Origin of the sequence: Methylobacterium sp. Leaf87 (genome assembly GCF_001422775.1) — a bacterium.
GTDB lineage: Bacteria > Pseudomonadota > Alphaproteobacteria > Rhizobiales > Beijerinckiaceae > Methylobacterium.
This window is the reverse complement of the sequence record NZ_LMMI01000023.1, coordinates 192,232-215,970: the sequence shown is the minus strand read 5'-3', so window position 1 is coordinate 215,970 and position 23,739 is coordinate 192,232. Positions and strand designations below refer to the sequence as shown.

General features: G+C 69.5%; 21 protein-coding genes. 9 read left to right on the top strand and 12 right to left on the bottom strand.

Going from position 1 to position 23,739, the window contains the following annotated elements; translation table 11 throughout:
• Positions 1-70: 70 nt before the first annotated feature.
• Both ASF22_RS13415 and ASF22_RS13400 read right to left on the bottom strand, forming a co-directional pair.
• On the bottom strand, positions 71-4,996 hold the full coding sequence (locus tag ASF22_RS13415) for an autotransporter domain-containing protein (RefSeq protein ID WP_210166656.1): 4,926 nt from the start codon (positions 4,994-4,996) through the stop codon (positions 71-73).
• A gap of 434 nt (positions 4,997-5,430) precedes the next feature.
• On the bottom strand, positions 5,431-7,971 hold the full coding sequence (locus ASF22_RS13400) for a TonB-dependent receptor (protein WP_056265069.1): 2,541 nt from the start codon (positions 7,969-7,971) through the stop codon (positions 5,431-5,433).
• A gap of 465 nt (positions 7,972-8,436) precedes the next feature.
• On the opposite strand from ASF22_RS13400, the gene ASF22_RS13395 reads away from it, so the two are divergent.
• From ASF22_RS13395 to tsaA, 5 genes are all read left to right on the top strand, one after another.
• Positions 8,437-9,462 carry a helix-turn-helix transcriptional regulator gene (locus ASF22_RS13395; RefSeq protein WP_056265066.1) on the top strand — a complete coding sequence of 342 codons (1,026 nt, stop codon included), beginning with the start codon at positions 8,437-8,439 and terminating at the stop codon, positions 9,460-9,462.
• Positions 9,463-9,523: 61 nt separating this feature from the next.
• Positions 9,524-10,522 (top strand): iron ABC transporter substrate-binding protein, encoded by a 999-nt coding sequence (locus ASF22_RS13390; protein ID WP_156647719.1) that lies wholly within the window; start codon positions 9,524-9,526, stop codon positions 10,520-10,522.
• Between the two features lie 11 nt (positions 10,523-10,533).
• Positions 10,534-11,571 (top strand): iron ABC transporter permease, encoded by a 1,038-nt coding sequence (locus tag ASF22_RS13385; RefSeq protein WP_082483706.1) that lies wholly within the window; start codon positions 10,534-10,536, stop codon positions 11,569-11,571.
• A gap of 2 nt (positions 11,572-11,573) precedes the next feature.
• Complete coding sequence (locus ASF22_RS13380) at positions 11,574-12,344, top strand: ABC transporter ATP-binding protein (RefSeq protein WP_056265059.1); 771 nt, start codon at positions 11,574-11,576, stop codon at positions 12,342-12,344.
• Between the two features lie 18 nt (positions 12,345-12,362).
• Positions 12,363-12,848 (top strand): tRNA (N6-threonylcarbamoyladenosine(37)-N6)-methyltransferase TrmO, encoded by a 486-nt coding sequence (gene tsaA / locus ASF22_RS13375; protein WP_056265058.1) that lies wholly within the window; start codon positions 12,363-12,365, stop codon positions 12,846-12,848.
• Between the two features lie 22 nt (positions 12,849-12,870).
• On the opposite strand, the gene ASF22_RS13370 is transcribed toward tsaA, so the two are convergent.
• Positions 12,871-13,080: a molybdopterin-binding protein gene (locus ASF22_RS13370; RefSeq protein WP_056265055.1), complete on the bottom strand. Its 210-nt coding sequence runs from the start codon at positions 13,078-13,080 to the stop codon at positions 12,871-12,873.
• An 8-nt stretch (positions 13,081-13,088) separates the two neighbouring features.
• Complete coding sequence (gene modA / locus ASF22_RS13365) at positions 13,089-13,874, bottom strand: molybdate ABC transporter substrate-binding protein (protein ID WP_056265053.1); 786 nt, start codon at positions 13,872-13,874, stop codon at positions 13,089-13,091.
• A gap of 192 nt (positions 13,875-14,066) precedes the next feature.
• Here modA and ASF22_RS13360 point away from each other — a divergent pair, with 192 nt between their 5' ends.
• Together ASF22_RS13360 and ASF22_RS13355 are read left to right on the top strand one after the other, a co-directional pair.
• Positions 14,067-14,408, top strand: a complete 342-nt coding sequence (locus ASF22_RS13360; RefSeq protein WP_056265050.1) for a LysR family transcriptional regulator — start codon at positions 14,067-14,069, stop codon at positions 14,406-14,408.
• Between the two features lie 68 nt (positions 14,409-14,476).
• On the top strand, positions 14,477-15,247 hold the full coding sequence (locus ASF22_RS13355) for a glucose 1-dehydrogenase (protein ID WP_056166014.1): 771 nt from the start codon (positions 14,477-14,479) through the stop codon (positions 15,245-15,247).
• Between the two features lie 80 nt (positions 15,248-15,327).
• On the opposite strand, the gene ASF22_RS13350 is transcribed toward ASF22_RS13355, so the two are convergent.
• The 3 genes from ASF22_RS13350 to ASF22_RS13340 form a co-directional block, all read right to left on the bottom strand.
• Positions 15,328-15,999, bottom strand: a complete 672-nt coding sequence (locus ASF22_RS13350; protein ID WP_056265244.1) for a haloacid dehalogenase type II — start codon at positions 15,997-15,999, stop codon at positions 15,328-15,330.
• Positions 16,000-16,032: 33 nt separating this feature from the next.
• Positions 16,033-17,142 carry a catalase family protein gene (locus ASF22_RS13345; RefSeq protein ID WP_056265048.1) on the bottom strand — a complete coding sequence of 370 codons (1,110 nt, stop codon included), beginning with the start codon at positions 17,140-17,142 and terminating at the stop codon, positions 16,033-16,035.
• A gap of 288 nt (positions 17,143-17,430) precedes the next feature.
• Positions 17,431-18,828, bottom strand: coding sequence for a TAXI family TRAP transporter solute-binding subunit (locus ASF22_RS13340; RefSeq protein ID WP_156647696.1), 1,398 nt, complete (start codon positions 18,826-18,828; stop codon positions 17,431-17,433).
• A gap of 144 nt (positions 18,829-18,972) precedes the next feature.
• On the opposite strand from ASF22_RS13340, the gene ASF22_RS13335 reads away from it, so the two are divergent.
• Together ASF22_RS13335 and ASF22_RS13330 are read left to right on the top strand one after the other, a co-directional pair.
• A complete protein-coding gene (locus ASF22_RS13335; RefSeq protein ID WP_056166004.1) occupies positions 18,973-19,326 on the top strand; it encodes a hypothetical protein in 354 nt (117 codons plus the stop codon).
• Positions 19,327-19,434: 108 nt separating this feature from the next.
• Positions 19,435-19,884, top strand: coding sequence for a hypothetical protein (locus ASF22_RS13330; protein ID WP_056265041.1), 450 nt, complete (start codon positions 19,435-19,437; stop codon positions 19,882-19,884).
• Between the two features lie 35 nt (positions 19,885-19,919).
• On the opposite strand, the gene ASF22_RS24530 is transcribed toward ASF22_RS13330, so the two are convergent.
• The 5 genes from ASF22_RS24530 to ASF22_RS13310 all read right to left on the bottom strand — a co-directional run bounded on the left by ASF22_RS24530 (position 19,920) and on the right by ASF22_RS13310 (position 23,739).
• A complete protein-coding gene (locus ASF22_RS24530; protein ID WP_200918676.1) occupies positions 19,920-20,093 on the bottom strand; it encodes a hypothetical protein in 174 nt (57 codons plus the stop codon).
• 42 nt (positions 20,094-20,135) lie between these two features.
• Complete coding sequence (gene dut / locus ASF22_RS13325; protein ID WP_056165998.1) at positions 20,136-20,642, bottom strand: dUTP diphosphatase; 507 nt, start codon at positions 20,640-20,642, stop codon at positions 20,136-20,138.
• Positions 20,639-21,526, bottom strand: a complete 888-nt coding sequence (locus ASF22_RS13320; RefSeq protein ID WP_056265037.1) for a CoA ester lyase — start codon at positions 21,524-21,526, stop codon at positions 20,639-20,641. Before ASF22_RS13320 ends, dut begins: the two co-directional genes overlap by 4 nt.
• Positions 21,527-21,625: 99 nt before the next feature.
• A complete protein-coding gene (locus ASF22_RS13315; protein ID WP_056265033.1) occupies positions 21,626-22,018 on the bottom strand; it encodes a phage holin family protein in 393 nt (130 codons plus the stop codon).
• Positions 22,019-22,107: 89 nt separating this feature from the next.
• On the bottom strand, positions 22,108-23,739 hold the full coding sequence (locus ASF22_RS13310) for a DEAD/DEAH box helicase (protein WP_056265029.1): 1,632 nt from the start codon (positions 23,737-23,739) through the stop codon (positions 22,108-22,110).

Genomic DNA, 23,739 nt, shown 5'->3' with positions numbered 1-23,739 from the left:
ATCCTGTTCCAAAAAAGCAACAGGGGCCGGCTCGTGTCCGAGCCGGCCCCTGTCGTTCCGATGCGCCCGATCAGAACGTGTAGCGAACCCCGCCGCGCACCGCCTGGATCGTATCGGAGGAGGCGAGCTCGGCGTCGTAGCCGAGGAAGCCGGCCAGGCCCGGAGCCAGTTCCGTGCTCACGCCGAGGCCGACCAGAGCCCGGTCCCGGGCGAGGCGACGGCTGGAGACCGCGAACGGCACCGTCGGCACCGGGGTGAAGGACGCCCCGATGGTGCGGCTGATATCGGCGAAGTCGTGGACGTAGGCCGCCTTGACCCAGAACGAAACCGGACGCCCGTTCAGCACCGTCGTCGCCGTCTCCAAGCGGCCGCCGACCAGGGTGCGGGCCGAGAGGAAGTCCTTGGCGGCGATGGTGAGGCTGAGGGGGCCCACGCTGCCCTCGCGGACCCGGTCCTGATCGAAGGTGTTCACCTGGAACCCGACGAAGGGCGACAGCACCGTGGTGGGCGCAACCGCGAAGCGGTAGCCGAGCTCGCCCGCGGAGATGAACTGATCACCGCTGACCTTGCCCTGCGCGCCACCGGCCTGGATCTGCGCCAAGCCGAGGGACCGGTTCACGCGACCCTCCGCATGGGCGTAGCCCACGGTGGCGTTGGCGTAGAGGGCGCCGCTGGAGACGCCGCCGTAGAGACCGACCTGGGCGTTGTCGGTGTGCGCCCGCTCGCCGGTGCGGTTCAGGCCGACGTCGACGGAGCCGTAACCCGCCGCGATGCCCAGCACCGTGCCGACCTGCGGGTGGAAGTCGATGCCGCCCGCCATGCCGGCAACGGTCTCGGAGCGGCCGGCCGCGTTGGCGGTGGAGTCGACGCTTCCGAACTGGCCGTAGCCCGTGGCCCAGAGGCCGTAGCCGCGGCTCGTCTCGACGAAGCGGGGGGCGGGCACGGGGGCGCGGTTCGGCATGTCGGCGGCGTAGACCGTCGGCGGCAGGGTGAAGCCCGTCGGGCCGGCTTCCGTGCTGGCCGCATAGGCCCGCGACAGGAGCTGGCTGCCGAAGGCGCGACCCGAGCGGAGCTGCGGATCGGCCAGCGACGCGTAGCCCTGGCCGGCGACCCGGTCGAGGGTCGCGGCGATCCCGGCGTTGCTCTGGTTGTCGATGACGAGGAGCGCCTGCGGGTTGTTGGCGAGCGCCGCATCGAGGCCCCGGGCGACGTTGGCCTGGTTCGCCGTCTGCGCCATGAGGCCGAAGCTCTGCTGCACCAGGGTCACGTAGGCGTTGGTGGCGTCGGAGGAGGCGATCGCGCGGACGAGGAGCGGCAGCGTCCCGTTGTCGGTCAAGTTGGCGAAGCTGCCGTTCACGCCGCCGGCGGCGGAGAGCACGGTGTAGCGGGCGTTGGGCAGGTAGGTCCCGGCCGCCGCGATGAAGCTGGCGGTGCCGCCGAGGGTGGCGGTGCCGGTGGCGACCAGGCGGCTGGCCTGTCCATCGGCGGCGATGGCGCTCTGCAGCGTGCCGTTCGCCTGCTGGACGTAGTTGCCCGAAACGGTCAGCGTTCCGTAGGGCGCTGCGGCCGAGCCAGGAGCAACGACGCCGGCGTTGGTGAGGGTGCCGACGACGCTGCCAGTGCCGGCGAGGGCTCCAACTGTACCAACGCTTGTGTTGGCGTTGAGGGTCGAATTTACCGTGAGAACGCCGCCCGCCACGGTGGCCCCGCTCGAGAAGGTCTGGGTCGAGCCCGAGGCCAGGGTCCAGGCGCCATCGGACTGCTGCAGGGTGGTGAAGCCGCCGACGTTGCCAGCAAGCGTCCCGGTGCCCGAGAGGTTCAGGGCGTTGCTGCCGAGCCCCTGCGCGGTGATGCTGCCGCCGATGGTCGAGCCGGTGCCGAGGTTCACGGTGTTCCGGCTCGTCGCGATGTCCGCGAAGGCGATGCTGCCGGTGATCGTGCCGGTGTTGGTCAGGGTGTGGTTGCCCATGCCGTACTGGACGTTGCCACTGAGACGCCCGGCATTCGTCGTGGTGCTGTTGCGGCGGTTGGCCGTGGTGACCACCTGCGGGTCGGCGTCGGTGAAGCGCACGTCGCCGGTGATGACACCCGTGGCGGCGTTGGTGAGGAACCCATTGCCGGCACCGTAGACGACGATAGCCTGCCCGCCCGTCGGGCCGGTGATCGTTCCCGCATTGGCGATGGTGAAGGCCTGAGCCCGGCCCTGGATGGCGCGGACCCCGGTGCCGGTGCCGCTGATCGTGGCGCCGGCGCGGTTGGTGACGGTGAGCGCAGCGACATCGTCGTCGGAGTCGATGGCGGCGACCGCCGCCGTGCCGGTGCCGTTGCGGGTCGCCGAGATGGTGCCCGCGTTGGTGATCGCCATGGAGGCGATGTTCTCGCCCGCATAGATGCCACGCGAGATCCCAATCCCATTCTCCGTCACCGCGATGGTGCCGTTGTTGGTCACCGCCACGTTGGAAAAGTCGGCGCCCGTGGAATTGCTGAGCACGCCGTAGACGCGGGTAGACGCATCGTTGGCCCGGCCCGCCGCACCGGTGCCCGTGATTGTGCCGTTGTTGACGAGGCTCGTGTTTGAACCCAGAAGGTTCACGGCCTTGTTGGTCAGGGTGTTATTGACGGTGAGTTGCGCCCCTGCGCCCGTCACCTGGATCAGGCCGCCAACGGTCTGGGTCGAGCCGGCGCCAAGGGTGAGGTTGCCGCCCGCCACCGTGAGGTTACCGGACAGGGTTTGGACCGAGCCGCTTGCGGTGGTCCAGGCGCTGCCGGCGCCGGTCTGGTTGAGGCTGGTGAAGCCCGTGACCGAGCTCGTGAGGGTGCCGGTGCCCGACAGGTTGAGAGTGTTGATGCCTTGCCCCTGTGCAGTGATATTGCCGCCGATGCGGGAGCCGGTGCCAAGGTTTACCGTGTTCACGCTTGGATCCAAAACAGGCACGGGTCCAATAGCGATCGGAAGTCGCCGGTTTGACACATCCGAGAAAGAAATACCCCCAGAAATAAAGCTAGTATTATTTAGTACGTGATCACCTGCACCATACTGAATACTGCCGCTTATGATCCCCGTATTAATAGTTGTGCTGTTGCGGCGGCCGAATCTAGCAGCGACCGGCAGGTCGGTATCAATGAAGCGCACATCGCCAGTGATGATACTGCCTGAATTGTTGGTGAGCGTCGCGTTGCCGGCGCCCGAGATCACAATGGCTTGACCGCCCGCCAAGCCGGTGATCACCCCGTCGTTAACGATGGTGTAAGCCCGAGCCTGCCCCTGGATCGCGCGCACGCTCGTACCGGTGCCGATAATTTGGCCACCGGCTCGGTTGGTGACGGTGAGCGCCGCGACATCGTTGTCGGAATCGATGGCCGCGACGGCGGCGGTGCCGTTGCCGTTGCGCGTCGCCGAGATGGTGCCGACATTGGTGATCGCCATGGAGGCGATGTTCCCGCCCGCATAGATGCCACGCGAGATCCCAATCCCATTCTCCGTCACCGCGATGGTGCCGTTGTTGGTCACCGCCACATTGGCGAAGTCAGCGCCCGTGGAGTTGCTGAGCACGCCGTAGACGCGGCTGAAAACATTGTTGTCCCGGCCGGCAGCGCCGGTACCAGTGAGGGTACCGTTGTTGACCAAACTTGTGTTCGAGCCCGACAGGTTCACGGCTGTGTTGGTCAGTGTGTTGTTGACGGTGAGCTGGGCGCCCGAGCCCGTCACTTGGATCAGGCCACCAACGTTCTGGGTCGAGCCGGCGCCGAGGGTAAGATTGCCGCCCGCCACAGTGATGCTGCCAAGGTTCTGGACCGAGCCACTGGCGGTGGTCCAGGCGCTGGCGGCGCCGGTCTGGTTGAGGTTGGTGAAGCCAGTGACCGAACTCGTGAGGGTGCCAGTGCCTGTAAGGTTGAGGCTGTTGATGCCTCGCCCCTGCGCGATGATATTGCCGCCAATGCTGGATCCCGTACCGAGATTTACTGCGTTCAAACTTGGGTCAGGCGGCGTAAGCCCTATAGCAATTCCAAGGCGCCTGTCTCCCGTGTCTGAAAAGATGATATCCCCAGAAATGACACCACTATTATTTAGGGTGTTATTACCTATGCCATATAAAATACCGCCGTTAATAAGTCCTAAATTGTTAGTCAAACTGCTTCGAGCAGGTCCCTGGGTAAGAATATTTGCAGGTCGCGGCGGATCGGTCTCGGTGAACCAAATATCGCCAGCGATGACGCCGCCGGCATTGTTGGTGAGCCTCGCGGTATTGGAACGGCCATAAACGACAATGGCTTGGCCGCCCGCCGGGCCTGTGATCGCGCCATCGTTGACGATGGTAAAGCTCTGCGCTTGGCCCTGGATTGCGCGGACCCCGGCGCCCGTACCGGTGATCTGGCCACCGACCCGGTTGGTGACGGTGAGCGCCGCGACGGTGGGATCGGAATCGATGGCCGCAACCGCCGCGGTGCCGGCGCCGTTGCGCGTGGCCGAAATGGTGCCGCTGTTGGTGATCGCCATGGAGGCGGTGTTCTCGCCCGCATAGACGCCCCGCGCGATGCCGTTGCCGTTCTCGGTCACCGCGAGGGTGCCGGAATTGTTGACCGTGATGCCCTCGTACCGGGTGCCGTTCGGCGCACTCGAATTGGCGCCGTATATCCGCGTCGTGGTGTTGCCGGCGGGGGCGTTCAGGGTGATGATGCCGGAGTTGTTCAGGGTCGAGCGGTCGCCGGCCAGGTCGACACCGTAATTGTCGCGAACCTGCGTCGCACCGTTGTCGATGATGCCGGCGTTGTTGACCACGCTGGCGCCGTTCACCCGCACGTTGGCGAAGCTCGGGTTCGTGCCGGCGCTCGTCTGTTGCGAACCGATGGTGGCGCCGGATTGGATGTTGACCGTCAAGCCGGTCACGCCGGCCGGCGCGACGAAGCCCGTCGGCTGCGCATCGGTGCAGGTCACGGTCTGCCCACTCGTGGGGGTGGCGGGCTGGCACGCCCCCGAGGCTTCGGCGATCAACATGCTCCACACGGGAACGCTCACCATCAGTGAGCGGCGCAGCACTTGACCTTGCCTCGACATCGTATCCCCCAGGATTTTATGATTTTGATTGGTCGGCCACTCGCATGCGCTGCCAATGGAGCGACGATTACGGACAGCACGAGCAGAGTCAAAAAATAGTTCTGTGTTCGAGGGCCGGTGTCCGATCTTTGATTTTACGTGATGCAAATCAATCACACATTCTTTTTAAAACGCGGACTTTAGACACGAATATCACGGTATTCAGGCAGGATTTCTATTTAAAACAGGCATAACGGACAGGAAAAACTCGCAACTCGCGTCGAGAGCCCATGAATGCGAAAAGGGCCGGCCCCTGTTCGAGGCCGGCCCTTCGGGCGGAGACCCGGTCGTCACCGATGCTTGGTGATGACCGGGCGTGGGTGACTGATGACGGCTCAGTACTTGCGCACGATGGGCTCCGGCATCGGCGCGGGCGCCTCGCCGAAGGTGTAGCGGATGCCGCCGTAGACCGAGAGCGGCTGAGCGAGCGTCGTCGTGCGCACGTCATTGACGGGGTAGCGGTTGGCCACGAGGCCCGGCTCAAAGAAGGTGCCGAACGTCGTGTAGCGGTTGTTGGTCAGGTTGGTGACGTAGCCGAACAGCTCGAGGTTCCGGTTCACCCGGTAGCTCGTGTTGAGGTTGAGCACGTAGTACGCGGGCAGCTTGCGGTTCAGGTTCGACTCGTCGCCGCGATAGTAGGCGGACGAGAAGGCCTGCATTGCCATGCCGACGCGCCAGCGCGGCAGCACCTCGACGTCGAAGCCGACCTTGAACTGGTGGTCGGGGATCAGCGGGACCTTGTTGCCCGGGACCACATCGATCGCGCCGTCCACCGACAGGGGGTTGTTGGGCGAGGACAGCGTGCCGTTGAAGCGGAAGGTCGCGTCGATCAGGGCGTAGTTCGCGTAGACGGTGAGCCAGTCGGCGACGTATTCGAGGCCGACCTCGACGCCCTGGCGACGGGTCGCCGGCACGTTGACGAAGTAACCGCGTGCCGCGTTGCCCGGGGTGGCGAGCGACAGGATGTCGTTGGTCAGATCGGTGCGGAAGGCGCCGACCTTATAGTTGACCAGGCCGCCATCGTAGAAGTTCGGCAGCGCGCCGCGGAAGCCGACCTCGTAGGTCTGGCCCTCGACCTGCTTGAGCGGCGGATCGGCCACGAGGGAGTTCGGCAGCAGGCAGGGGCGGAGCGGGTTGGCGCAGGCGAGTTCGAGGGGCGTCGGCGCGCGGTTCGACTCGGAGTAGCCGCCGTAGAGGTTGAGGCCCGGGGCGAAGCGGTAGGTCAGACCCGCCACCGGGTTGATCTTGTTGAAGTAGTGCGTGCCCGTCACGTCGGGGGAGAAGCCCGTCTGGTCCTGGCTCGAGATGCGGGCGAAGTTGAGCCGCGCGCCCGCCGTCAGCGACAGGGCGTCGGTGATGTCGATGGTGTCGGTGGCGTAGAGGCCCATGTAGAGGTTCGAGCCCGTCACCGAGCTCGGCGCGATGCCGAGTGCGGCCGACGTGCGCAGGAAGTCGGTGCCGAGGCCCGGCACGGTGCCGTAGGCGGGCGTCAGCGGGTTCGTCGTCACCGACAGGTCGGGGTTGATGACGCCCAGCGTGCTCGACGACTTGTAGCCGTAATCCGCGACGTCGATGGAGCCGCCGACCACGAAGCTGTTGTTGAAGCCGAACACCCGGTCGCGGTTGGCCGCCTGGAGCGTGCCGCCGTAGCCCGTGGCCTCGGTCTTGGTGACGTCGAGGGTGCCGTAGGGAACGCCCGCCGTGAACGGGATGCCGTTCGGGGCGCCCCGGCCCACCATCAGGAACTGGTTACGGAAAGCGAGCTGCGACTGGCCGGCCGAGGGGCTGAAGCCGTCATCCTCGTAGCAGAGCCGGCCGCGGAAGCTCGAGCGCGTGCTGCAGTTCTCGAAATCGCTGTCGTTGCCGTCGATGTAGCGCTGGCTGAAGCGTCGGAAGTAGGCGGCACCGGAGATGTCCCAGGTCGGCGAGAGATCGACGCGGCCGGTGAGCTGGATGGTGCCGACTTCGGAGGTGGTAGTCTGCGGATAGGTGAAGATCGCCCGCGGCTCGATGTGGGTGAAGTCCGTGGGTGTCGCGGCGGCGGCGCCGAAATAGGTCCGCGCCATCTGGCCGATGAGGTGGAACTCCGAATCCAGCGTCCGGTAGCCGACGTCGCCGTAGACCCGGCCGATGGTGCTCGGGCTCTGGAAGCGCCAGCCGCGGTCGTTGAGGCCATCACCCGCGAAGTAGATGCTCCATGGGCCGATCATCTTGCCGTGCTGCAGGGAGCCGGCGATGCGCGCGTCCGAACCGCCGAGCGCGGTGATCTCGGTGCCCTGCCAGTTGAAGCCGTTCTTCATCTGGATGTTGATCGCGCCGCCCAGCGCGTTGAGGCCGAAGACCGGGTTGCCGGTGACGACGTCGATGCGGTTGATGGCGACCTGCGGGATGAGATCGAGGTTGACCGTATCGCCGAAGGCTTCGTTGATGCGCACGCCGTTCTGGTAGACGGCGAGGCCCTGCGGCACGCCCGTCACCGGCGAGGCCTGGAAGCCACGGTAGTTGATGTCGACGCGGTTGTTGTTGCCCTGGCTATCCGACAGGTTGAGACCGGGCACGCGGCGGGCCAGGGTCTCGACGGCGTTGAAGGTCGCGCGGTCGAAATTCAGATCAGCGGCCGTGACCGTCTCGACTGTGCTGGGAATCTTGTTGAGCGACAGAGCACCGCCACGCAGACGCGTGGTATCCGGAACCTGGAGAGCCGTTCCGCCCGGGGCCTGCAGTACCGGAATACTGGGCGCACCATTTCCGGCGGCGACGCCGATCGGTGTGGTTGCAACAACGCTGATCTCGCTGAGCGAAACCGTGCTCTGTGCCTGAGCAACGCACGGCAGCAGCGCGACTGAAGCAAATAGGCTGTACCGCAGCGAGCGCATGATTCTTTCCCGACCCAGGATTGTATTTGTAACCGTCACCTTCTGGCGACGTGTTGTTCACTCATGGGCGAGGATGCGTGGACAGGGCAAGTCCATCCCGCATCATCATCGGGAATCCTGGGCTCCCTGGCAGCGGAATGGCGGACCAAGTGGTGTTCATGCCACATTTTTCGCTTATTCGACAGAGACTTAGAGGCAACAATGGCAATCTTGTTCGGGATCATTCGGCAATCGCGGCCGGCCTAGCCACCCGAAGGCAATCGTCGTTCCGATGGAGAACCATTCATCCAGGATCCCCTGTCCGGACCGGTGGCGACCGCTCCGTCGAATCGAGGGCGATGGTGGACGAAACGGGCTCTGGACGTACGATCGTCCATTCGGCCGCTTCACCCGCGGCGTGCTATCCGTCCGTCGCCTCGGGTCACGAAACCGGAGGCATCGGATCAGCACTCGCGACGGTCTCCCATGACGCAAGACGCCGATGGACAACCGCTCAGCATCGCGCTCGGCATCGGCGGAACGATCCGCATCGGCGAGCAGCATCTCGGCGTCGCCGAAACCCTCGCCATCGTGGAGGCCATCGCGCGCACCGGCTCGGTCCAGGGCATCGCCACGGAACTCGGCTTGTCCTATCGCGCCGCCTGGGAGCGCCTGCGCACCCTCGAAAGCGCGCTCGGCCACCAGATCGTCCAGAAGACGCGCGGGCACGGCAGCACCCTGACGGAGACGGGGGTGGCGCTGCACGATGCCCTCGCGGAGGCCGCCGCGGCCCTGGCGGGGCCGTTGGCGCGCGAGGGCCGGTCGGTCCAGGCGCGCCTCGCCGGCCTCCTCGGCGACGCGGCCCCCACCCTTACCCTCGTCGCCAGCCACGACCTGCTGCTCATGACTGTGCTGGCCGATTGGCCGGGGATCGCCGTCGTCGTCGCCGGCAGCGCGGATGCCGTCGCCCGCCTCGCCGAGGGCCGCGCCGACGCTGCCGGATTCCATTGCGGTCCGGGCGGGCTCGCCCTCGCCGGCCCCGCCTTCGCCGACCTCGGCGACACGCCCGGGATCCGCGTCCGCCCCCTGTTCGAGCGGGAGCAGGGCGTGATGCTCGCCGCCGGCAATCCCCTCGGCATCCAGGGGTTCGCCGACCTCGCGCGCCTGCGGGCGCGGACCATCAACCGGCAGAGGGGGTCGGGGACGCGGGTGTGGTTCGATCGCCTCCTCGCCGAGCACGGGATCGAACCATCGGACATCCAGGGCTACGCCACGGAGGAGTTCACGCATCAGGCGGTGGCCGCGGTCATCGCCTCCGGGGCCGCCGATGCCGGCCTCGGGGCCCGAGCGGCGGCCGAGCGGTTCGGCCTTGCGTTCCTCTCCCTCGGCTGGGAATGCTACTACCTCGCCTGCAGCGCCTCGCTGCCCGACGCCCTCCTCGACCGGGTCGCCGAGGCCGTGGCGGAGGGTGCGGATCGGACGGTCGGCTACCGGCGTGCGAAGAGCGACTGAACCGATGAACGTTGTCAGACACTTGCGGACGCGGGTCCGTGTTCTCGCGGGTGCCCTCCTCATGGGCGGCCTCGCGGTTTTCCCCGCCTCGGCGCGCCCGTTCACCGACGCGGCGGGACGGGTCGTCGAGATTCCCGAACGGGTGGCCCGCATCCTCGCCGCCGGCCCGCCGGCCTCGGTGATGCTCTACAGCATCGCGCCGGGCCGGATGGTCGGCTGGGTGCGCGCGCCGACCCCGGCGGAGCGTCCGTTCCTGGCACCCGAGACGCGGGATCTGCCCGCCACCGGGCGCCTCACCGGGCGCGGCGGCACCGCCAACGTCGAGGCCGTGCTGGCGTTGAAGCCCGATCTCATCGTCGATGTCGGCAGCACGGGGCCGACCTACGCTTCCCTCGCTGACCGGGTGCAGGCGCAGACCGGCATTCCCTACGTGATCCTCGACGGCACCTTCGCGAAGACCGCCGCGACCTATCGGCAACTCGGCGACCTCATCGGCGACCCGTCCGCGGCCGAAGGTCTGGCCGCCTCTGCCGACGCGACCCTGAAGGCGGTGGCCGACACGGTCGCCACGCTTCCCGAAGCCCGGCGCCCCCGCGTCTACTACGCGCGCGGTCCCAGGGGCCTCGAGACGGCGCCGGCCGGAGCCCTCAACGCCGAACTGCTCGACGTCGTCGGCGCCCGCAACGTCGCCGTGGCGACGGGACAGACCGGCCTCGCCACCGTCTCGCCGGAGCAGGTCCTGGCCTGGAACCCGGACGTGATCGTGACTCAGGACCCGGCCTTCCGAAAGGCCATCGCCACCGATCCGCTCTGGTCCGGGGTGAAGGCCGTACGCGACGGCCGCGTCCTTCAGGCGCCGACCCTGCCCTTCGGCTGGTTCGACGCGCCGCCCGGGGCCAATCGCCTCATCGGCGTGCGCTGGCTCGCGGGCGCGCTCTATCCCGACCTGTTCCCGGAGCCCCTGACCGAGGTCACGCGCGACTTCTACCGGCGGTTCTATCATGTCGACCTCACGCCCGCGCAGGTCGATGCCCTCCTCGACGGCGCCGCGGCGCCGTGACGGCGGAGGCCATGGCCCTGCGGGGGACGCGACGACGGCGGGCCCTCGTCCTCGCCGGATGGGCACTGCCGGTCCTCGCCCTATCCGCCCTCGCCATCGTGGCGCTCGGGCTCGGCCGCTACGCCGTTCCGCCGGGCGACGTGTTCGCCGTGCTCGCCGCCAAGCTGTTCGGCTGGCCGTCCGGCGCCGACGCGACCGTCGAGACGGTGGTGCTGCGGGTGCGCCTGCCGCGTGTCGTCGCCGCCCTCGTGGTCGGATCGTCCCTCGCGGCGGCCGGGGCGACCTACCAGGGTCTGTTCCGCAATCCCCTGGTGTCGCCCGACATCCTCGGGGTCTCGGCCGGCGCCAGCCTCGGGGCGGTGCTCGGCATCTTCCTGTCGCTCCCCGTGGCGGCGATCCAGGGTCTCGCCTTCGCGGGCGGCCTCGGCGCCGTGGCCTGCGTCTATGCCGTCGGCGCCGCGGTGCGCCGGCACGATCCGGTGCTGACCCTGGTGCTCGCCGGCGTCGCCATCGGGGCGGTGCTGGGGGCGGCGATATCCCTCATCAAGGTCCTGGCCGACCCCTACAACCAGCTGCCGGCCATCACCTACTGGCTGCTCGGCAGCCTCGCGTCGGTGACGCTCGGCGATGTCGGCGCCATCCTGCCGGCCATCGTCCTCGGCCTCGTGCCCCTGGTGCTCCTGCGCTGGCGCATGAACCTGATGAGTCTCGGCGAGGAGGAGGCCCGGGCGCTGGGCGTCGAGACCCGGGCCCTGCGCCCGCTCCTCATCATGGCCGCGACCCTGGTGACGGCGGCGGCGGTCTCAATGACGGGGGTCATCGGCTGGATCGGGCTCCTCGTGCCCCACGTCGCCCGTCTCCTGGTGGGGCCGGATTTCCGGCGCCTGCTGCCGGCCTCCCTGATGCTCGGCGCCGGGTATCTGCTCGCCGTCGACATCGCCGCCCGCACCCTCGCCTCCGTGGAAGTGCCCCTCGGAATCCTCACGGCGCTCATCGGTGCGCCGTTCTTCCTCTGGCTCCTCGCCAGCGGCCGGCGGGGCTGGGCCTGACGATGTTCGGCGTCGAGAATCTCGCGTTCGGCTACGGAGCCCGGAGGATCGGGTCCGGCGTGACCTTCACCCTCGCGGCCGGCGAGGTGTTGTGCCTGCTCGGCCCAAACGGCGGCGGCAAGACCACCCTGTTCAAGACCCTCCTGGGGCTGCTGCCGAAGCAGGCCGGGCGAATCCTGCTCGACGGCGCCGACGTGGCGGGCTGGTCGCGGGCCCGGCTCGCCCGCAGCCTCGGCTACGTGCCCCAGGCGCACGGCGCGCTGTTCCCGTTCTCGGTCCGCGACGTCGTCCTCATGGGGCGCGCCAGCCGGCTCGGCGCCTTCGCCGGCCCGGGCCGGGTCGACCGCGAGCACGCCGAACGGGCGCTGGCGACGCTGGGCGTCACGCATCTTGCCGACCGCATCTACACGGATATCAGCGGCGGCGAGCGCCAGATGGTACTCATCGCCCGGGCGCTCGCCGGGGAGCCCCGCCTCCTCGTCATGGACGAGCCCACCGCGAGCCTCGATTTCGGCAATCAGACCCGCGTCCTCGATCAGGTCCGGCAGCTCGCACGCGGCGGGATCTCCGTGATCCTGTCGACCCACGACCCCGACCACGCCTTCCTCTGCGCCGACCGCGTCGCGCTCCTGCACGAAGGGCGCCTCGCCGCCCTCGGGGGCCCGGCCGAGACGATCACGCCCGCGAGCCTGGAGCGCCTCTACGGCGTCGCCGTCGCGGTGGTGCCGCTGCCCGGATACGGCCGCTCCGTCTGCGCCCCGATCCTATCCTGATTGCGAGAGGCCTTGCCGATGGTGCGCCTGAACGAGATCCGCCCCAACGAAATCGCCGTGGCCCCGCCCGCCGCCACCGATGCGGGCCTCGTCTATATCGGGCGGATCTCCACGCCCTGGACCGACCGCCTCGCCTGCCCGCGTCAGGGGCGGGCCGACGGCCCCCTGTGTCGGATCGAGGTGTTCGAGCCCTGGGTCGCCGCCCTCGACGGGCTGTCGGCCTACGCGCGGATCGAGGTGCTGTACTGGCTCGACGCCTCGCGGCGGGACCTCGTCCACCAGTGCCCGGAGAGCGACGGGGTCGCGCGCGGTACTTTCTCCCTGCGCTCGCCGGTGCGCCCCAATCCCATCGGGACATCCATCGCACAGTTGGTTTCCGTCGAGGGGCCGGTGCTGACCGTGCGCGGTCTCGACTGCCTCGATGGCACGCCGCTCCTCGACCTCAAGCCGGATCGCAGCCTGTTCACCCCCGTCGCCCCGCCGCAGCCGGGCGACTTCGAGTAGGGGCCGCGACCCGGATGCGCGCTCAGTCGACGGCGATCATCACATCCGACGCCTTGACCACGGCGTAAGCCTGGCCTCCGACCACGAGGCCCAGGGAGTCCACGGCCTCGTTGGTGATCGAGGATGTGATCACGGTGCCGTCGGCGACCTCGATCTTCACGTGGGCGGTGGTGGCGCCCTTCTCGACGGAAACGACCTTGCCCTTGAGGGTGTTGCGCGCGCTGATCTTCATCGATGGTCTCATTGGCGGGGTGGAGTGGGGCCGAGGATCTGGAAGCCCTGGGCCTCGAAATAGGGCCGGGCCGCCGCACTTCGGAGGAAGGTGAGGAAGCGGGCCGCGCCGTCCCCCTTTGCCTCGGCGGTGACGGCGAACGGATACACGACCGGCGGGTGCGAGTCCGCCGGAAACACACCCACCACCTTCACGCCGGGATCGGACCTCGCATCGCTTTCGTAGACGACGCCCAACGGAGCCTCGCCGCGCGAGACGAGCAGGAGGGCGGCGCGCACGTTGTCGGCCTGGGCCAGACGCGGCTGCAGGGCGCTCCAGAGGCCGAGCGTCTCGAAGGCCGCCTTGGCGTACTTGCCGATGGGTACGGAGGTCACCTCGCCCGTGGCGAGCCGCCCGTCGGGGCCCAGCGCCGCGTCGAAGCCCGCCGGGGTGAACGGCACGGCGGTGATCGTCGCGTCCTTCGGCGCGATGACCACGATGCGGTTGCCGAGCAGATTCACCCGGGTTCCGGGGCGCACGAGCGACTTCTTCTCGAGGTAGTCCATCCATTCGAGGTCGGCCGAGGCGAAGAGGTCTGCGGGCGCACCCTGCTCGATCTGCCGGGCCAGGGCCGACGACGCGGCGTAGCTCGTCTTCAGTGCGACGCCGTTCTCCGCCGTGAACGCCTTGCCGGCCGCGTCGAGGGCGTTCTTCAGGCTCGCGGCCGCGAAGATTGTGGCAGTCTCGGCGGCCCGCGCGGCGGGGGCCGCCACGATCAGGCCGGCGAAGACGAGGGCACGGAGGGTGGCGCGCATGCGGGCTCGGTCCTCGGGAAGGCACAGACGTTCGGGCTACGGGCCACCGGGAATATCATGCGTGGCCGCCCCCCGATATATACAGACGGACATAACGAAGGCGAGGGGCTTTCTTCCGAAGGGCTTCGTGTCGGAGCCGATCGGACGACGATGCTCTTGGAAGACGACGCTTTTGGAAAAAGAAAGACCCCGATGGCGCGCCTGAGCATCCGCATCGATCTCGGAGACGGTCACCGCATCGGGCCCGGCAAGGTCCGGCTCCTCGAGGCGATCGCGGAGCACGGGTCGATCTCGGCGGCGGGCCGGGCGCTGGGCATGTCGTATCGACGGGCGTGGGTGCTAGTGGAGGCCATGAACCACGGCTTCGGGCGGCCCGTCGTCGCGACACAGGCGGGCGGCAGGGCGGGCGGCGGCGCGCATCTCTCCGACCTCGGGGCCCATGTGGTCGCGCGCTACCGGGCCGTCGAGGACGCGGCGGAGGCGGCAGCGCGGCCGTTCCTCGACGGCTTCGCGAGTCCGGAGGATGGCGCCTGACTCTCCGTCGCAGGAACCGACATTCGGAAGCGCCGATTGATCCCGCATCAGCGAAACACGGGATCATCATGAAGCTGCAAGGCAAGCGTGCCCTCATCACCGGGGCCGATTCGGGCATCGGCCAAGCGACGGCGGAGTTGTTCGCCCGCGAAGGCGCGGACGTCGCCATCACGTACAACACGGATGCGGAGGGCGCGCGGGAGACCGCCCGTTGCGTAGAGGCGCAGGGGCGGCGCTGCCTCGTCATTCAGGACGATGTCGGCAACGCGGCCTCCGTCGAGGCGACCTTCGCGCAGGTGGCACGCGAACTTGGTGTCCTCGACATCCTCGTCAACAATGCCGGTCAGGCCATGAGCGGCATGCCCGTGGCGGAGATGGAGGAAGCGAAGCTGGAGCAGATCCTGCGGGTCAACCTGATGGGGCCGGTCTTCTGCGCCAAGGCTTTTATCGCGGTGCGCCGCGCCCAGGGCGGACGGGGCAAGATCGTGACCGTCTCGTCCGTGGCCCAGCACCTGCCGACGCCGGGGAGCGCGCCCTACGGCATGTCGAAGGCCGGCATCGGCTCCTTCTGCCGCAGCCTGTCGCGGGAGCTCGCCGAGGACAAGATCAACGTCAACAACGTCGCGCCCGGCCTGATCGAGACCCCGATGACGAGCGACCGGTTCGAGGATCCGAAGAAGCTGGAGGCATCCCTGGAGCGGATTCCGTGGCACCGCGCCGGCCAACCCGACGAGATCGCAAAGGCTGTCCTCTATCTGGCGTCCCACGACTCCGACTACGTCACGGGTCACACCCTCGTGGTCGATGGCGGACTGACCATGCAGTGGGGCGGCGCCTGATCGCCTCATGACGGGAAGCCGGCCCCCACGGCGGGCTTCCCACGACGCCGCGGCCTGAGCGCCGCAACGTCCGCGCCGGTCTACGGCGCGGCGAGCTGTCGGGCGACGTCCAGCAGCGTCTCGCCGGTCACGTCCGGCGCCCGCAGCACCGGCGAGAACGGACGCCCACGCGCGACGTATCCGCCGACGAGCCCGACGGCCTTCGCACCGTGGATGTCCCAGGGATGGGTCGCCACCAGGGCCATCTCACCCGGGGCGACACCGGCCTCCCGGACGGCATAGCGGTATACTTCCGGGCGGGGCTTCGCGAGACCGACCGCCTCGACGGACAGGACCCGTTCGACGAGCCCGGCCAGGCCCGCCGCATCGAGGAGCCCCTGGGTGGTCTCGGCGGCCCCGTTGCTGAGGGCGACGATACGCAGGCCGGCCCCGGCGAGCACTTCGAACGCCGCCCGTGCGTCGTCGTGCGGCGGCAGGGTCTTCATCAGGCCGAGCACCGCCTTCTTCTGCTCCACCGACGCCGTCACGCCCTGCATGGCGAGCAGTTCGTCGAGGCAGCCGGCCATGACGGACCGGAAGGGTGCGAAGGCCCCCGTCACACCCAAGGCGAACGTATCCCGCAAGGCGGCGGTGTAGAGGAAGTCGAGGGCGAGGGCGGGAAGCCCGAGTCCCGTCAGCGCGGTCCGCATCGGCGCCATGCTGAACACCGTGCCGATGATGTCGAACGCGACGACCTTTACGCGGGGCGGCAAGCCGGCTCCGGCTGGCTGAGCGTTGGCCATGGGTCAGACCACCCCGTCCCGGACTTGTCCGATCGGCCCTTGTCCGGTCGGTTCGTGGATGGGGCATCCGTTGAAACGCTGGCGGAAATCGGCCGAGTGCCGGTAGGGCGCGTTGCGCGCGCGGTTGATGTTGCCCAGCGGCCGATGCGCGGCGAGTCCGGTCCAGACGCCGAAGCGCATGCCTTCGTCGACCGCCGCGACACGGCCCGCGTCCCAGCTGTCCTGCGGGCGGACCGTGATGGTTGCGACGGTGTGGAACGGCGCCTCTTCCTCGTTCCAAACCACGGTCGGGTCCTCGACGGGCTGGCGTTCCAAGTCGCGGCAGAGCTGAACGCGGAACGCCCACACGGCCTCGATATCCCGCATCTCGGATCGGACGGTCTCGCGGATCGCGTCGGGGCGGCCGGAGGCATCGATCTCCCGGCCGGTCAGGGCCCGGAGCGCCGGGGCCACGGGGGCGAGGGAGAACTTGGCGATGTGGTCGCCGTACCGGAACGGCGTAACGCTGTAATAGGTCTCGCCCAGGGGATCGACGTTCGGCGCACCGCCCAGCGACCCGAGGGTCGTGCTCTCCACGCCCACCGCCTGCAGCGCCTTGTTGACGCCGCGCAGCACCGTCGAGGCCGCGACCTTCAGGGATTCCGCCCGGTCCGTCGTCTTGGCCAGCAGCTTGAGGCTGCCATGGAACGCCTCGGCGGTCTTGGCCTGGAAGCTCGGGGCGTTGACCATGATGAAGTCCTGGCTCGTCCCCTCGGCCCCTTCCAGACGCGCGCCGGGGGCATCCAGCACCTTGAGGGCGAGGCCGCGCGGCAGCGAGACGGCGTCGGGCAGGAGATCGCCGGCATTCGTGGACAGGCGCAGGTAGACCCGGTGCTCGCCCGGCACCGCGAACAGGCCCTGCGCCAGTTCCGGGGGCAACCCGGCCGCGATGGTCATCGTCCCCTCCAAGATGCCGTGCGCTTTGGCGTGCACGGACCGCACGGCGTGCCCGTAATCCTGGGCGGTCCGCTCCAGAATCGTATCGAAGGTCCGGCACAGCCCCTCGATCGTCTGCCCCTCATCGGGTTTCACGTCCTCGACATCGGCGCTGTAACGAACGGGGCTGTCGGGCATGCGAAGGTCTCCGGATGGTCTCTGCGCACAACCGGCTCAGTCGAGACCCGTTCCAGACTGGGTGGGTGGCGCGCGCTCACGATGGTGCCAGATGGAATCCCGCGCGATTTCTGAGACCGGACCGTGATCTTTCTCGTGAAAGCCCAAGTATTCGGAGCGCCTTCAGTATCTCTCACAAAACGCCCGTTGCGCCGTCGTGCTCGGAGTGCGAACCGACGATGAACGCGAGTTCTGTGAGGCAATCCAAGCCGGCGGCGCGCGGCGAGGGATGCCGGATCGCCGCCGCGATCAGGCGATTTCGGGGGCGGACAGGGCAGTGGCGGGCGGCTCCGATGCGCCCGGTCGTCCGGACCGGCCGTCGCCCCTGAGGGTCGTGCGCCGCACCGTCGAGCGGGCGGCGTCGATGGCGATGGCGGCGGCGCTCATGGTGCGGGCCTCCGTCGGGCGCTCGAGGGCGTGCCGGGCGATTTCCCCGGCGAGATCGTCGATCTCGGCCGCGAGGGCATCGAGGCCGGCGCGGTCGGTGGTCTCCCGCGCCTCGGCCCGGATGGCGAGGAGCCGGTCGGTGGCCTCCTCGACCCGCTCGCGGCGCACCCGCGACAGGCGCTGGCGGATCCAGGCCAGGGCCGAGCCGAAGCCGCCGCCCAGGAAGGCGACGAGGTAGATCCAGGTCTCGTAGCGCTCGATGAAGCCCTGCTGCTCGCGCTCGAAGAAATCGATGGCGCCGGGATGGATCGGCAGGCGGGCGCTGGTGGCGGCGGCCGTGGTCTCGTAGCTCGGCGCCAGCATGTAATCGGCCGCCGCCGTGGCGTTGGACAGGCCGCTGCGCAACTCGAACAGGTGCTGGGTCACGTCCGCCGCCACAGTGCGCGACAGGCCGGCCCGGGCCATGAGCCGGTAGGACGCCCCGATGGTGCGGACATCGTCGGCGGGCACCTTCGGGGCGCCGCCGAACAGCCCCGCCGGGATCGTCACCGCCTGGAGCCGGGGCATGCGCTCAATGATGGCGGTGCCGTCGGCGACATCGACGAAGGCGACCTTGCGGGTGCGGCTCGCGGCCTGGACGATTCCGACGATGCGCAGGGCCGTCGGTGCCGCCGGGGCGATGACCGAGACGACGGCGTCGATCCGTTTCTTCGCGAAGGCCTGGGCCAGGTCCGCCTCGTCGAGCTGCACCAGGGCGACGTGGCGGGCGGGCACCGGGCCGTCCGGGGCGCCGTCGAGGAGGGTGAGGCCGTAATGCTCCACCAGGGCCTTGATCAGGGTGTGGTCGGCGTCGCGGTGGGCCAGGATGGCGAGGCGCTTGCGGTCGAGGTCGTCGAAGGCCGTGATGCCGGAGGGCTCGGGCGAGGCGATGATCATCGCCTGATCGCGCAGGATCGCCAGGGTGAGGCCGTTCTCCGGCAAGGCGACGTCGGGGCGCACCACGGCCAGATCCGCCTTCCCCGTCTGCAGGGCGGCGGCGGAGTCGCGCACGTCGTCGAAGGGGACGACCTTCAGGCGGATCTCCTTGCGGCTCACCTTCAGGGCGTCCGCATAGGCCCGGATCAGCGCGGGTTCGGTGCCGTCGCTCGGCGCCACGGCCACCGTCAGCGTGGTGGCGCGCGACAGGTAGAAGGCGCCCGCCGCCGCGAGCACGAGGAGCACCGTGAGGGCGAGGAAGACCAGCTCGCGCCGGATGGGCATCGCTGGCAGGTGCATCCTCGGGTCCGGCTCCCATGAAGCTTCGCGGCTCGGGTATCGCAGCACCGCAACGTATCGCGCGGCGTGACGGTTGCGGGGCCGGGGCTTCCCTTGTCAAGGATCGGTCGGATCGGCGATATCGGGCCCATGCGAATCCCCGCGCGACTCGTCCTCGGTCTGGCCCTCGGCCCGCCCCTCGTCCTGCCCCTCGGCACGGTTCTGGCCGCGCCCGACGTGGCGGCCCTGGAGCGGGCTTGGACGACCTGCGTGCGCGACTCCTTCGCCGAGCAGCCTGCGCTCCAGGGCAAGGCCGGCGCACAGCGCAACGCCCTCGATGCCTGCAAGGAGCGGGAGGACGCCTACGTCGCCGCCCTCATGGCCGAGCGCGCGGGCGGGGACGGCAATCGGACCATCGTGGCACGGGCACGGGAATGGGCGTCCTCCATGGCCGCCTACGTGGTCGATCCGGTTTCCTCCTGGATCGCCATGCTGCGGCGCTGAGCGCCTCTGTTTGGGCGAGGGCCGCCGCGCGGGTTCAATCGAAGCCCGGCCCGCGATAGGGTCCGCTCCCGCCGCCCCGCCTCCCGGGGGGCTCGACCGGAGACCCGAATGCCCGGCATCGCCGCCCGTCGCACCCAGCGCCTCGTCCTCGCTGCCGCCCTCCTCGCCGCACCGGCGGCCTTCGGCCAGGGCGCCGACAATCCCGATTCCGTGAAGCCCCAGGTGAGCGTCGCCGCCGGCAAGCCGGTGCAGATCGCGGTGCTCAATCCGTTGAAGCGCGATTGCAGCCTGGGCGCCGCGCCGACCCTGCGGGTGCCGGGCCTGCCCAAGCACGGCCGGGTCATCGCCACCACGGCCAGCATCGCCACGGGCAAGAAAAACCGCTGCCCGGACCAGAAGGTGTCCGGGCAGGTCGTGGTCTACCAAGCCAACGCCCAGTTCACCGGGTTCGACGAGGTCCAGATCGAAGTCGAGACCGCGGAGGGGGAAGTCCGCCGGGCGACGATCCGCATCGAAGTCACGCAGGCGGGCCTGCCCGCGGGCCAACAGCGGCTGTGAGGGAAGCCCGGGGGCTCGCCGCCGAGTCGCGCGCGTCAGGCCTCCGACTCGATCCGGTCGACGTTCTGCTCCGCTTCGTCGGCGGTATAGCCTTCGAGCCAGTCGGCGCTGTTCTGCGAACCGGCCGGGTACGGGTTGGCGTCGTCCGACAGGCCGGCACGCTTGGCGGCCAATCCCTCTTCCATCACCGTCTGCGATACGAATGCCATGAGGGTCCCTCGCTCGATGCTTGTTCGAGGGGTGAACACCGCTCAGGGCGTTTGGGTCCGTCCGACCCCCACGCCCGTCGAACCGAAGCCGCCCGCGCCGCGCCCGGACCCGGTCTCCACCGGGCCGGACACGAGGGTGAAGGCCGGGCGGACGATGCGGGTGAAGACGAGTTGGGCGATGCGGTCGCCGGGAGCGATGGTCAGGGCCGGGCCCGGTGCCGGGTTGCGGTTCCAGGCCGAGATCATCAGCGGGCCTGTGTAATCGGCGTCGATCACCCCGACGCCGTTGCCGAGCACGAGCCCGTCGCGGTGGCCGAGACCGGAGCGCGGATAGATCAGCGCGCACCAGGACGGGTCGCGGATCGCCACGGCGAACCCCGCCGGGATCAGCACGGCCGGCCCCTGCGGCTCCAGGGTCAAGGGCGCGTCGAGGCAGGCATGCAGGTCGAGGCCGGCGGCCCCGGCGGATCCCCAATGGGGAAACCCCCAGCCGGTCAGGCGCGGGTCGAGCAGACGCAGATCGACGGCGAGTTCGGGCGCGGGCGTCACGCCGCCCGCGCCGCGATGGCCTCCGCCATGGCGACGACCCGCGCCGCCTCGACGGCGTGCAGGCGCTCGATCATCCGCCCCTCGAACGCCACCACGCCGCGCCGGGCATTCGCCGGATCGGCGAAGACCGCCATGATGGCGCGGGCCTCGGTCACGGCCGCATCCGTCGGCCCGAACACCGCGTTGGCGGGCGCGATCTGGTCGGGATGGATCAGCATCTTGCCGTCGAAGCCGCAATCGCGGCCCTGCTCGCACTCGGCCAGAAAGCCGTCGGCGTCGCGAAACGCATTGTAGATGCCGTCGATGACGTCGATCTCGTAGGCGCGGGCGGCGGCGATCACGGTCATCAGCCACGGCAGCAAGGCCGGACGCCCCGGCACGCCGAGGCGGACACGGCTCGCCTTGGCGAGGTCGTTGGGGCCGACGATGAGGCAGGCGAGCCGGGTGTCGACGTCGCGGGCGGAACTGGCGATCTCGCCGATGTGCAGGAGTGCCATGGGGCTCTCGATCATCGCCCACACGCGGGTACGCTCGGGCGCCCCGAGGCGGCGCAGGCGGGAGCCGACGGCCACGAGGGCATCGGAGTGGGTGACCTTCGGCACCAGGATCGCGTCGGGGCCGGCGGGCGCGATGGCGGCGAGATCCGCCTCGCCCCAGGGGGTGTCGAGGGGATTGATCCGGACCACTACCTCGCGCCGGCCGAAGTGCCCCGACCCGACCGTCTCGGCGACGGCCTGACGGGACGCCTCCTTCGCCTCGGGCGCCACCGCGTCCTCGAGGTCGATCATCACCACGTCCGTGGGAAGCCGGGCCGCCTTCTCGAGGGCTCGCGCATTCGAGCCCGGCATGGACAGGACGCTGCGGCGGGGGCGAATCTCGGTCATGGCGGTCAACCCTGTCGCTCGAATCCGTGCATCGGCCAGGAGCGGTACCGCCCCCGGCGCCGTGATTCAAGGCGAGCGCTCACGTACCCAGCGCGCGTGTCAGCCGCGCGGGCGCGTCGCCATGCGGGCGTCGCGGGCGACCTGCCGTTCGAACCGGCGCGGCGCGAGGTTGTCGCGGGACATGCGCCTGATTCCCAGCACGGTCAGGACGACGGTGGCGAGGGCGAAGGGCCCCCCGACGACGAGGGCCCCGGCGACCTCCGAGCCGAGCAGAGCGCCAGCCGCCTTCACCAGGAAGACGACGAAGAGCATCAGGGCGGCGAGCACGAGGAGCGACGCCGTGCCGAACGTGGCGATGAGACCCAGGATCGCCCGGATGTTGCCGTCGGTCTCCCGGCGCAGGAGCTCGAACTCGCCGCCGACGAGGTCGGCCGCATGGCGCACACTGTCGCTCAACAGGGCGCCGACACCTTTCGCCGACGGATCTCGCATGGTGGTCCTCACTGAGACTTCCCGGGGAGCCGAACGGTGCAACCGTGGCGGGGCCATGCGTGTTCCGCGAAATCGCCGACCCCGGGCAATCAGGCGCCGGCTCCGTCGAGGCGCCGCGTATCGACGAAGGTGCGCCCATCGGCGAAGCGGTAGCTCACGCTCTCGGACAGGCGGCCGTTGGTGCGAATGAGAATCGCGGCGGGGCGGGTGAGGTCGTCGGCCCGGTCGAGGGCTTCGGAGACGCTCATGGGGACATCGCGGCCGCCGCCGAACTGGCGCCACCACTGCACCGCCTTCTCGCGGGGATAGCCGGTCTGTTCGAGGCCGATCCGGACCCGGTGGGTCAGCCCGTCCTCCGTGCGGAACACCACGTCGAGGCTGCCCGACGCGATGTGGCGGGCAAGCTGCCAGCCCCGGATGCCGCGCCACACCGGCACGGCCCGCGATAGGATCGGGTGCTCGTCCTCGGCCGCCGCCTCATGGCTCGGCCCGTCGTCGGCCTCGTCCTCCGGCTCGACCCAGCATCCCTCGCAGGTGCTGGCGTTGAGGGGGATCAGCGCGCCGCAGCCCGGACAGGCTTTCGCCCGCACCTCCCCTTCGCGGCCCTTGATCAGCGCGGCGCTGCGGGCGGTGACGATGTCGACGGGGCCGTGCATCCGCACCAGCCCGGCATAGTCGAGGATCAAGGCATCGGTCTTGCCCGGCGCGGTGCGCAGCGCCCGGCCGACCTGCTGGACGTAGAGCCCGGTGCTCTGGGTCGGGCGCAGGAGGGCGATGAGGTCGACGCGCGGCACGTTGAACCCCGTCGCGAGCACGCCGACGGAGGTCAGGCAGCGCACGCGGCCCGCGCGGAAGTCGCGCACGATCCGGTCGCGCTCGCGCTTGGCCGTCTCGCCCGTCACCATCTCGCAGGAGACCCCTTGCGCCCGCACGGCGTCGCGCACGGCCTCGGCATGGGCCACACCGGCGCAGAAGGCGAGCCAGGCCTTCCTGTCCCGGCCGTAGCCGGCCATCTCCTCTACGGCCGCGCGGGTGATCCAGTCCTGGTTCACCGCCGCCTCCAGGGCGCTCGGGATGTAGTCGCCGCCACGCTTGCCCACGCCGGAGACATCGAGCGCTGTGGCGGTGGCCTTGCAGATCAGGGGCGACAGGTAGCCTTGGTGAATGAGGTCGCCGACATTGGCCTCGTAGACGATGCGCTCGAACAAGCGGCCCGCGCCCTCGTCGAGGCGGCCGCTGTCGAGGCGGTAGGGCGTGGCGGTGAGGCCGACGACGCGCAGATCGGGCCGGGCGGCCCGCAGGGCGGCGAGGAAGCGGCCGTAGCGGGTCTCGGCGGCGCGCGGAATCAGGTGGGCCTCGTCCACCACCACGAGGTCGAAGGCGCCGATGGAATCGGTCTGGTTCCAGACAGACTGGATGCCGCAGAACAGGATCTGCGTCGCCGTCTCGCGCCGGCCGAGCCCCGCCGAGTAGATCCCGGCCGGGGCCTCGGGCCAGTACGCGAGGAGTTCGCGGTGGTTCTGAGCGATGAGCTCGCGGGTGTGAGTGACGACGGCGATCCGCGCGCCGGCCTCGCGGGCAATCGTTTCCCGCACCAGGGCCGCGATAACGAAGGCCTTGCCGGCGCCCGTGGGCAGGACGATCAGGCCGTCGCCGGTCTCGGTGCGCCAGGACGCGTAGAGGGCGTCGAGGCTGGCGCGCTGGTAGGGTCTGAGCTCCAT

What these genes read in the sequence shown, in the direction of transcription:
- ASF22_RS13310 (WP_056265029.1), bottom strand. Translation starts at nt 23,739, where the DNA reads ATGGAGCTCAGACCCTACCAGCGCGCCAGCCTCGACGCCCTCTACGCG.
- tsaA (WP_056265058.1), top strand. Translation starts at nt 12,363, where the DNA reads ATGGTGCGCCTGAACGAGATCCGCCCCAACGAAATCGCCGTGGCCCCG.
- ASF22_RS13355 (WP_056166014.1), top strand. Translation starts at nt 14,477, where the DNA reads ATGAAGCTGCAAGGCAAGCGTGCCCTCATCACCGGGGCCGATTCGGGC.
- ASF22_RS13395 (WP_056265066.1), top strand. Translation starts at nt 8,437, where the DNA reads ATGACGCAAGACGCCGATGGACAACCGCTCAGCATCGCGCTCGGCATC.
- ASF22_RS13385 (WP_082483706.1), top strand. Translation starts at nt 10,534, where the DNA reads ATGGCCCTGCGGGGGACGCGACGACGGCGGGCCCTCGTCCTCGCCGGA.
- modA (WP_056265053.1), bottom strand. Translation starts at nt 13,874, where the DNA reads ATGCGCGCCACCCTCCGTGCCCTCGTCTTCGCCGGCCTGATCGTGGCG.
- ASF22_RS13340 (WP_156647696.1), bottom strand. Translation starts at nt 18,828, where the DNA reads ATGCCCATCCGGCGCGAGCTGGTCTTCCTCGCCCTCACGGTGCTCCTC.
- ASF22_RS13330 (WP_056265041.1), top strand. Translation starts at nt 19,435, where the DNA reads ATGCCCGGCATCGCCGCCCGTCGCACCCAGCGCCTCGTCCTCGCTGCC.
- ASF22_RS13400 (WP_056265069.1), bottom strand. Translation starts at nt 7,971, where the DNA reads ATGCGCTCGCTGCGGTACAGCCTATTTGCTTCAGTCGCGCTGCTGCCG.
- ASF22_RS13360 (WP_056265050.1), top strand. Translation starts at nt 14,067, where the DNA reads ATGGCGCGCCTGAGCATCCGCATCGATCTCGGAGACGGTCACCGCATC.
- ASF22_RS24530 (WP_200918676.1), bottom strand. Translation starts at nt 20,093, where the DNA reads ATGGCATTCGTATCGCAGACGGTGATGGAAGAGGGATTGGCCGCCAAG.
- ASF22_RS13335 (WP_056166004.1), top strand. Translation starts at nt 18,973, where the DNA reads ATGCGAATCCCCGCGCGACTCGTCCTCGGTCTGGCCCTCGGCCCGCCC.
- ASF22_RS13315 (WP_056265033.1), bottom strand. Translation starts at nt 22,018, where the DNA reads ATGCGAGATCCGTCGGCGAAAGGTGTCGGCGCCCTGTTGAGCGACAGT.
- ASF22_RS13370 (WP_056265055.1), bottom strand. Translation starts at nt 13,080, where the DNA reads ATGAAGATCAGCGCGCGCAACACCCTCAAGGGCAAGGTCGTTTCCGTC.
- ASF22_RS13345 (WP_056265048.1), bottom strand. Translation starts at nt 17,142, where the DNA reads ATGCCCGACAGCCCCGTTCGTTACAGCGCCGATGTCGAGGACGTGAAA.
- ASF22_RS13380 (WP_056265059.1), top strand. Translation starts at nt 11,574, where the DNA reads ATGTTCGGCGTCGAGAATCTCGCGTTCGGCTACGGAGCCCGGAGGATC.
- ASF22_RS13320 (WP_056265037.1), bottom strand. Translation starts at nt 21,526, where the DNA reads ATGACCGAGATTCGCCCCCGCCGCAGCGTCCTGTCCATGCCGGGCTCG.
- ASF22_RS13415 (WP_210166656.1), bottom strand. Translation starts at nt 4,996, where the DNA reads ATGTTGATCGCCGAAGCCTCGGGGGCGTGCCAGCCCGCCACCCCCACG.
- ASF22_RS13390 (WP_156647719.1), top strand. Translation starts at nt 9,524, where the DNA reads ATGGGCGGCCTCGCGGTTTTCCCCGCCTCGGCGCGCCCGTTCACCGAC.